Raw genomic sequence first — 9,903 nt, 5'->3', positions numbered from 1 at the left:
TGGGTGTTACCAGCTTCGTCCGTGTAGGTGTACGTTCCGTCACCATTATCGGCTACCGTACTTAAACTTGTATCGCTTATCGTAGTTGTAGCTCCTGATGCATCTGTAAATTCATACGTGCCATCGCCATTGTCAACTAAAGCAACCGTGCCCGCAGCGGCGTTGATTTCATCTATCGCGGCTTGTACGTCAGTCGCCGCCAAACCACTGGTGGTATTATCGTATGGGTTACTAGAGGCTCTGGTATCGATAGTCTGGGTGTTACCAGCTTCGTCCGTGTAGGTGTACGTTCCGTCACCATTATCGGCTACCGTACTTAAACTTGTATCGCTTATCGTTGTGGTAGTTCCCGATGCATCCGTAAATACGTAGGTGCCATCGCCATTGTCCACCAAGGCAACCGTGCCCGCAGCGGCGTTGATTTCATCTATTGCAGCTTGTACGTCCGTAGCAGCTAAACCACTAGTTGTATTATCATAAGGGTTGCTGGATGCTCTGGTATCGATAGTCTGGGTGTTACCAGCTTCGTCCGTATATGTATACGTACCGTCACCATTATCGGCAACCGTACTTAAACTTGTATCGCTTATCGTAGTCGTTGTTCCCGATGCATCCGTGAATACATAGGTGCCATCGCCATTGTCTACCAAGGCAACTGTTCCCGCGGCAGCGTTGATTTCATCTATTGCAGCTTGTACGTCCGTAGCAGCTAAACCACTGGTGGTATTGTCATATGGGTTGCTAGAGGCTCTGGTATCTAAAGTTACATCCGTTCCATCCCCATTAGTAAATTGATACACGCCGTTGCCTAAATCTGTGATTGCTGATTTAGCTACAGTAATACTTGTACCTGCTTCGTTTACGAAAGTTATGTTACCATCACCGTTATCTTGTATGGTAGTAATTGTTTCTAAAATAGAAACTACATCTCCATTTTCATTGGTATACTCACCAATTGTATTACCCGCCCCAAGGGTATTGGTTAAACTTGTTATGGTTTCTACTGGTAATATTACTGTAGCCGTTCCCCCATTTTCTAAAGAAAGAGACAATTCTCCGGTATTATTATCAAAAGTAAAATTTTGTAATTGTTGATCATCAGAAGATGTTAGTTCCCAAGAATCTCCGTCCCAGTAGTAAATAGTACCTGTATTGGTATTTACATAGATATCACCTACATCTGCTCCTGCAGGTGTAGCCATACCTGGAGCGGAAACTTCAGTTCCACTCAACACCTCACAATTACATTGATCTTGTAATGTAACGGTGGTCTGAGCAAATGCAAAACCAGTAAATAAAAACAGTAATACTGGTAATAAAGACTTTCTTTTGGGGTAGTTTCTTTTATACATTATAGGTTTGTGTTTAAAATACTCAAGGTTTGCCAGTTATGCTTTTTGAAAAACCTTGATTTGGGGCATTTTATGTTTAATGCAAAAATTGATCAAAAAGGATTCTGCTTAAAATAATTGTTGTGTAACAGCATTTTAACAAAGTATACCCTATAAAAACTGAGGTTAAAATTTTCTTAATAGGTCGTTTATCGATTAGGCCAGAAATAGCAAGACCTATGAACCCTAATAAGAATTCATAGGTCTCACCACTTTATCGAACTCTTATTGGTTAACCCGATAGGTTATTCTACGGTTAGTAATTACCGTAGCCACCTTTAGTACTGACATTGGTGAAAATTCTGAAGTTGCACTTCCGTCCGTAGCAGTTGCTGTTATCATTTCGCCCAACTCTGTTCCTGATGGTAATGGGATTCTAACATGAAACCGATTGGTATTATCAGTATTGCCATCTGTATCTGTATACCCGGCAGTTGAGGCGTCTAAATCTTGTGGCCCACCCTCTTGCGCGGCTCCAATGTATAATTGACCTTCTCCATAATCTTGAGTGGTACCCAACTGATTATCCCCAGCTATCGCAGTGCCCTCATTTACATCTGTAAAGAAAAATTCCATCTGCACATTGGGTCTGGCCCAACCTTTTATTACCATTTCGTTACCGGCAATATAGGCCGCCGTAATCAAAGGAAAATTGGTTAAATTATTAGGTCCCGTATCGGCATCTGCATTGTCATTTAAAGTAACGGCATCTGCATTTAAGTCGATTCCCAAGCTTTGGTTAATTGTGCCATTAGCAAAAATCGAATTTTGAGTGAAGGTATTATCGGTTCCATTGCTTACCACTATGCCAGCTTCGCCATTAGTATAAATTCGATTTTGACTTACTGTGTTTCCTGTTCCATCAATTAGTACACCCATTGCTTTAAGGGAACCACTACAATTACCCCCATTTTGGCCAGCACCAGTTATGCTATTTTCTGTTATTATTAAACCATCTACTCCTGATAATTCAACATTAGCAGCTCCTGGATTTTCCAAAAGATTTTGAGCAATAGTGATTCCAGTACCATTATTGATTAAAATATTACCATTACATGCGGTAGTTCCGTTAGAAATTAGATGGTTTAGATTGATATTACTAGCTGTACCGCCATTTATGTAAATTCCAGCATCAGAATTTCTAGAGATATAATTTGAAGTTATCGTTGCCGTACCTGCCGTTTGCTCTATGCCATAGTCTATATTGCCTGCTTGCGCACCAATGGCATTAACACCCAGTACGTTATTAGAAATAGTTGCACTACCACCCCTTACGCGTATGGCTGCATTGTTATTGGCATACACAGAAACATTTCTTATCGAAATATTAGTACCATTTAAATCCAATATATCGCCTCCGTTTCTATGAATTTGAATCTCTGGACGCTCATAATTTGGTAAAATGGCATTGCTTATGCCTACTCCAGTACCACCTGAACCTAAAACACCTAAATTAGAATCACCGGAATAAGCCGTTTGTGTTCTACCGTCTATTATGGTATTTGTACCGGTTATATCTGTAAGATTGGTACTGTTATTAATAAATATATCAAAAAAACCACCACCTTGATAGTTGGGGTCCGCTGTTCTCCCTAAAGGATCACCTGTTGGGGGAATCATAAATATGGAGGTATCCTCTTCCGCTGCCGGGTCAAAAATAGCATTGGATTCAATATCCAAACCTGCCTCACCTAAGGTGTTACTATTAATGATGAATTGTTCCAAAGAACCTTGTCCGGACTCATTGGTGTTTACAATGGTATTAAAGTTATAGCCAAAATCGATGTTAGCCACACCACTACTGGCAATACTTACCTCAGATAAACTCTGTGAATCTTGGAAAACACCTAGTGCAGAATCTGTGTTGGCTGCAGGGTTGGCCCCACCTATTTCATCAAGAACTTCATTGTTGGTGGTGGCATCACCAAAGCTTCTATAGGTTTGTACCGGATAACAAGCTGTACAATTTATTCCGTTTGGCCTTGTAGAACGTACTGTAGGGTTTACTACTTTTATGTAGTAATCACCATCTGCCATACCTCCAAAACTATAATCTCCGTTGGCGTTTGTATTTGTTCTTCTTACAAAATCACCATCGTCCTCATACAATTCTACAATAGCTCCCAAAACACCAACGCCATTGGCGTTAGTCATGTTCCTACCAAGACCTCCAGGATAGTTAACGTCTTCAAAAACAGTTCCTGCAATTAGGTTAGAGGGCACCTTTAAGATTACAGCAGCAGAAATGACAAAATCTTGCCCAACATTAACATTTGCCGTTACCTGTGAATCTCCAGGTGAGATGTAAGTTGAAATATCATAGGTGTCTAAGTCTACCCCATAGGTAGCAGTATCGTTATAATCTGGGGTAACCGTATTATCATACATGGTTGAATTGTAGGCATTATTGCCGGTTTGGCCACCATCTCCAGATAAATTAAATGTTTGATTGGCTTCATTAGTAACTGTTAAACTTTCACCATTGGGATTTGTTGTTCCAGAACTATTACCATCTAAAGTAGAATCTCCTTCCCAAGACAAGAATGAAGCCTTAGCTCCCGCACCCGCAATGGCGTAAAAACTATCTAAGGTAAACGAAGTACCCTCATTACTTAGGCCATCAAATCCTTGATACAAATTAATATTTACCGCCGGTAAATTAGGATCTTCGTAAAAAACAAATAAGGTCCATCCTCCCAAAACTGTAGCCGTAGAACAATAGTCACCAGTGTTGTCTACATCTAAATCTGTAAAATCATATACATTAGTAGATGGGTCTGCTATGCCTTGAACTATGCTTGTTACGTCACTAACATAGCCAAAAAAGTTTCTATTGGTAAGCGTGGTTTGGTATTGATAATTGGCATTTACGGTTTGCCCCTCAAAAGTAACCGTTCCGTCTACGGTAGTACTAGAGTGTGCCCAATATAAATAAGCCCGAACCACCGTTCCTGTATTTGGTATGGGAGCAATTAAGGTATTAGAAGAAGATGTAGTTATACTACAAGCATCTGTATTATTATCGTTTGTACGTAAAGTACCACCCGTGGTAACATAATCATAATAGCCATCAAATTCTTGAAACAAGGTTAGAGGGTCATTAGCTAAAATTTGAGAATTGATGTAGCCTCTTGCCGTATCACTATAATCTACTGTAGCATATTGTGCTGTCGCGTCTGTAAACCCAACCGTAAAAAATTCTACCAGTTCCGGAATACCATCATTAACTATAGGTACAGAAAAGGTTTGTACATTACCTACCCTACCATTGAAGGTAAGTGTCCCATTTACGGCAACATAATCAGCTCCATTAGTTGCAGTACCATCTGTTACTGTATAATCAACTGTAAAAGGCGTATGAAAAAATCCTAAAAATGTATCTCTACCGTGACGTTCTCTTACATGGGTTACGGTAAATACAGCTGTACCGGCATCTTCATCTATGTAAACATCTTCCACCGCAATTTTTGGCCCTGGTGGCGAACAAGACACATTAGCCTGCCACCCATTTCCAGTTGTGTTGTTATCAGACACAAATCGGAATGTTAAACATCCATCTTCATTCGTTGCAAAGATTTGAGTAGGAATATTGTCATTGTCATAAGCGCCTATTAAATCTGCACCTGTATTGTCACCATCATAGATATATAAGATATCTCCTGGAATTACATCAAATTGTGTAAAATCCAATTCCAAATAATTATCACTAATATCAGGACAAATGGTATACTCAATATCCAAATTATCCGCATATTGATTTACACCACCAGAATCTAAAAATATATCATTACAAGAATCTGCCGAATCCCCATCTGACATAATTAATGCGTCATTCGCTAAAATTATTCCATTAGCTGTATCAGTTATATCTACGCCGCTATTGGTAACAGAAGTAAAGTAAACCTCAAATGCCTCATCCCCTTCAAAAATAGTATCGTCTATAATAGGGACAGAGAACGTATCATCATCACCAACATTACCGCTAAAATTAATAGAACCAGTTGTTGTTGTATAATCTTGACCTGCTATTGCAGAGCCATCTCTAGTTGCATAGTTAACGGTAAACGGTCCTGTTGCATTACCCCCAATATGTTCAACGGTAAAAGTAGCGGTACCATCATCTTCATTTACCGTTACATCTTGTACTCTAAGCTCTGGTTGGTAGGTAGCGGTAAACTGAACATTATCTATAAAAATAGTATCATTAGATTGCCAATTGGTATCTGCCGGATAAAAAATAATCGCCGGATTCGAAGCTATCTCTGCTGCGGTTAGATTGTAAGTAACAGTACCCGTACCTCCACTAATTCTTTGAATAAAATTCCAACCATTGGTATCCGCATTATAAATAAAAACGTCTATTGCTTCGCCACCAGCCGAATTGGCATTGTAATCCAAGGACAGTGTAGCAGATGTTGCTCCGGCCAGCGGAACAAACCTATAGATCCATCGGTTATCAGTATTTCTAAACCTAAGTTGATTATTGGATATCGTGATTCTACCTCCAAACGGCGAACTACCACCATCACTTTGTTCTATCCAGTCGGAGGAAAAATTTTGCGAACCATCGTTATTGGAATAGGAGGTATTGTTAAATCTATCTAAAAAGGTTTCTTGACCATAACTAGCAAAAACAATAAGTGCTAATGGCAATAAAACTATAACTCTTTTAAAATCAATCATAGATTAGGGGGTATCTATCAACTTTCAAAAGTAGTTATGCAAATCTTTTGTTAAGAATATTTGTTGTCAATGGGTTAATATTAACAATCAAATAAGGTGAGATTGAAGTGAAATAAAAAACCGAACAAAAAAAAACGACCCTACAGGTCGTTTTTAAAAAGTATGTATATGGTAATTACTCCATTATAATAAACTCTGATCGTCTATTAAGTTGATGCTGTGTTTTGGTACAATACACCCCATCATCACAATTATTAAGTAGTAATTTTTCACCGTATCCTTCTCCTTGGAGCCTTTCCCTAGAAATGCCCTTAGAAACCATATAATCTACCGTGGCTTCTGCACGCTTTTGAGACAACCATAGATTGTATTCGTCCCTACCCCTACTATCTGTATGCGCATTTACCTTAAGACGTAAACTAGGATATTTTTCCATTGCAGCTATTACTTTTTGTATTTCTATTTCTGCATCGGGTCTTATGTTGTATTTATTTAAGTCAAAATATATAGTGCTTAGCTGTAACAATTTAGCCAAATCGTCTCCAAAACCGCCAGTCACCAAATTTCTTTCCAAATAAAAATCTACAATTCTAGGTTTGCCATAACTAGAGGGTAAAAACTCTTCTGCTGGCACGTAACCTTCCATTAATGCCCTAACAAAATTACCTTTGGAACAATCCAAAGTTAAAAAGTATTTTCCTTGGTTATCTGTAATGGCAGTTGCTATTTCCGTATTGTCTTCGCCAATAAGTTTTACGGTAGCCCCTATCAAAATTTCATTGGAAATACGGTCTCTAACCGTGCCTGTAACTTCTTGCAAGCAATCTAATTGAAGTGCAATATCCTCTGTAAACGCATAAATATCATCATCTCCCATACTCCCTTCTAGCCTATTGGAAGAAAAATACCCTTTTTTGGAAACATCATCGATGATATAAGAGAAATCATCGAACTTGCTATTAATTGGCCTACCTACGTTAACAATAGGCTGATCATACTCTTGAAACGCAATTTTTGTTGCAAAAACATCTAAACCTCCTAAACCCGGATGACCGTCAGATGAAAAGTAAAGCACATCATTTTTAGTGATAAAAGGGAAAGTTTCCCTTGCTTCCGTATTAATATTATCGCCTAAGTTCACAGGACTGCTAAATGTGCCGTCACCTACAATTCTAACCTTCCAAATATCTGAAGCACCTCTGGTACCAGGCATATCCGAGGCAAAATACAATTGCTTTTCATCCGGACTAAGCATTGGATGAGCTACTGAATACTCATCACTATTAAAAGGCAATTCTATTATATCTGTCCATTCGCCATTTACTAAACTTGCCTGGTATATTTTTAAATTGGTGGTACCTTCACTACTTTTTACCCGTTTACCATCGGCAAAATTATTTCTAGTAAAATACATTGTTTCTCCATCCTTTGTAACTATTGATGTTGATTCATGAAACTTGGTATTTATTTCACCTGGCACCTTGCTAACCATCTGGGTTGAATCTACTTGATATAAATCCAAGAAATCCTTGGCATTCCATGTATGCCTGTATCTAGCCAAATTACCGGTATCCCTATCGGATGAAAAGATTAATCCTTGTTTGTAGAATGCTGGTGCAAAATCTGAATATTTGGAATTATACGGAAATGACGCTAAGGTGTATCTTCCAGAATTCTCCTCAATCTTAGACATATAATCCGACTCTAAGGCTTTTCTTATAGAACTTGAAGAAGCTTTTGCCGCAAACTTTTCCATGATAGCCTCAGACTCGGCATATTTCTCCAATGTTTTTAGGGATTGTGCGTATCTAAAATAGTAACCAGCCGTAATAACTGTATCGGCAGCCTCATATTCGACAACCAATTTTTCATAAATATCTGCAGCCTCAGAGTACCGTGCATTGAAATAGTAGGCATTACCTAACCTTTTTAACAAGTCTGGAGAAGTAAACCCTTTATCCAAAACTTTTTTATAAATATCGATAGCGGGGCTAAAGCTATACTCATCATATTTTTGATTAGCCTTCTCTAACGCTTTTTCTTGTGCAGTTATACTCCATATAGCAAGTAAACAAATGCTAAGAGAAATTATTCTTTTAGAAATCATACCAGCTTTTTTTAGAAGAAACGAGGACTTATAGTTCGTTGAAAACGTTTTAACAGTTCAAATCGGAGAAAAATTTCAAAAGAACCATCATTAAACCTTCTAGTACCTAGGTCAGTGGTTTCCTTATCGTATGCCAACCCTAACATTAACTGGTCCGTAATTTGAAATCCTGCCAATGCGCTTAAAGCGGCGTCCCATCTATAGGCTGCTCCAAAACTGAATCTTTCATTGAATAAAAAATTCGCTGAGACATCAACCTGTAATGGAGCACCTCCAACAGCTTTAGTCAATAATGCAGGTTTAAATTTTAAATTACCATTTAAATCAAAAACATACCCTGTTATGAAATAAAAGTTTATACGTTCTGTTGCTAAAAAATTCACTGAATTGGCATCGGCTTGATCGTTATCAAAATATTCTGTCTCTAAAATATTTGGTGCGGATAGACCTGCATAAAACCTACTGGTATGATAATAAACCCCAAGTCCAAAATTAGGTGAAAACCGGTTATCTATATTGTCCTGAGCAACAACCTCTTCATCAAAATTTCTTAATTTCTGAAAATCCAAACTCAACATATTTCCGCCACCCTTTAAACCGAAAGACAATTTGGCATCTCTAGCAACATCTATGGTATAAGAAATAGTAGCATCTAAGTAGGTCTCTTGGACCGTACCATTTCCTATATTATCGTTTACCAAGGAAATACCGTAACCAATCCTATTATTCCTAATAGGGGAATGCAGGTTTAACGTGAAAGTTTCTGGCGCACCTTCTAAACCAACCCATTGCGACCTATACAAAGCCGCAGCCGTGAGTTGCCCTCGTGATCCTGCATAGGCTGGATTTACGGTTAAGGTATTGAACATGTACTGGGTATACTGCGCGTCTTGTTGTGCACTAATAGATTGTATTGAAAAAACAGCAAATATTGACCCTATAATTATATTCCTCATTTTAAATTTCATTTCCATATTATTTGCTTATGTATAAATAACTACTATCCACAACATGTTCTCCAGAATCTGCATGATCGTACTCAAATATGTAGTAATAAATACCAGCTGGCAAGTAATCATTTGCACTTAATGTAGAACGCCCTCTAGAACGCCCATCAAAAGTGTTGTTAACATTATTATAGTTTTTACCATCATAAACCAACACTCCCCATCTATTATAAATTTGCAGATTATTATTAACTGCTTTGTCTACATTTCTAATGAATAAAAATTCATTTTTATCATCACCATTAGGGGTCAGCAACTGATTTACTTCAATTTTCTCTGGATCTGTGGTTGATGGTTCCAAATCTGGATCTAAATAGTCTGGTGTACCATCGCTATCCCAATCGTCATTGGTCGGGTCGCCATCCCCGTTCGCATCTTCGTCCGGGGTATCTATGCCGTCTCCGTCATCGTCCAAATCACGGTAGTTTACGTCCTCCGTTCCATCGGTATCCGGTAGATCGTTCGCAGGGTCCTCTATCTCATCGTTAACGTCATAGCCGTCGTTCACGTCACTGCCCTCATAGCCATCGTCCAGACCGTCGTTGTCCGTGTCCACTCCCGTGTACGTATTGTCCGGCTCGCCGTCATAGTCGAAGTCGTGTCCCTCGTTACTGTCGGGTACCAAATCATTGTCGCTGTCATCGTCCAGATAATCAGGAGTACCGTCTTGGTCCGTGTCCTCAGGGGTGATGCCCTCATTGCCCGATCCCTCGTA

4 protein-coding genes and 1 pseudogene are annotated in these 9,903 nt (G+C 38.9%); all 5 read right to left on the bottom strand.

Annotated features, from left to right (window positions below):
* Positions 1–1,352: pseudogene (locus tag BUL40_RS15520) on the bottom strand (hypothetical protein); the annotation flags it as partial.
* A gap of 264 nt (positions 1,353–1,616) precedes the next feature.
* Positions 1,617–6,074, bottom strand: a complete 4,458-nt coding sequence (locus BUL40_RS15515; RefSeq protein ID WP_080319983.1) for a Calx-beta domain-containing protein — start codon at positions 6,072–6,074, stop codon at positions 1,617–1,619.
* 175 nt (positions 6,075–6,249) lie between these two features.
* Positions 6,250–8,181, bottom strand: a complete 1,932-nt coding sequence (locus BUL40_RS15510) for an OmpA family protein (RefSeq protein ID WP_080319982.1) — start codon at positions 8,179–8,181, stop codon at positions 6,250–6,252.
* An 11-nt stretch (positions 8,182–8,192) separates the two neighbouring features.
* Complete coding sequence (locus tag BUL40_RS15505) at positions 8,193–9,137, bottom strand: PorP/SprF family type IX secretion system membrane protein (protein WP_176465501.1); 945 nt, start codon at positions 9,135–9,137, stop codon at positions 8,193–8,195.
* A 19-nt stretch (positions 9,138–9,156) separates the two neighbouring features.
* Positions 9,157–9,903 (bottom strand): gliding motility-associated C-terminal domain-containing protein (locus BUL40_RS15500; protein WP_176465500.1); only part of this gene is annotated, 747 nt, incomplete at its 5' end.

The organism is Croceivirga radicis, assembly GCF_002072105.2.
Lineage (GTDB): Bacteria > Bacteroidota > Bacteroidia > Flavobacteriales > Flavobacteriaceae > Croceivirga > Croceivirga radicis.
This window is presented reverse-complemented; position numbering and strand designations above follow the sequence as displayed.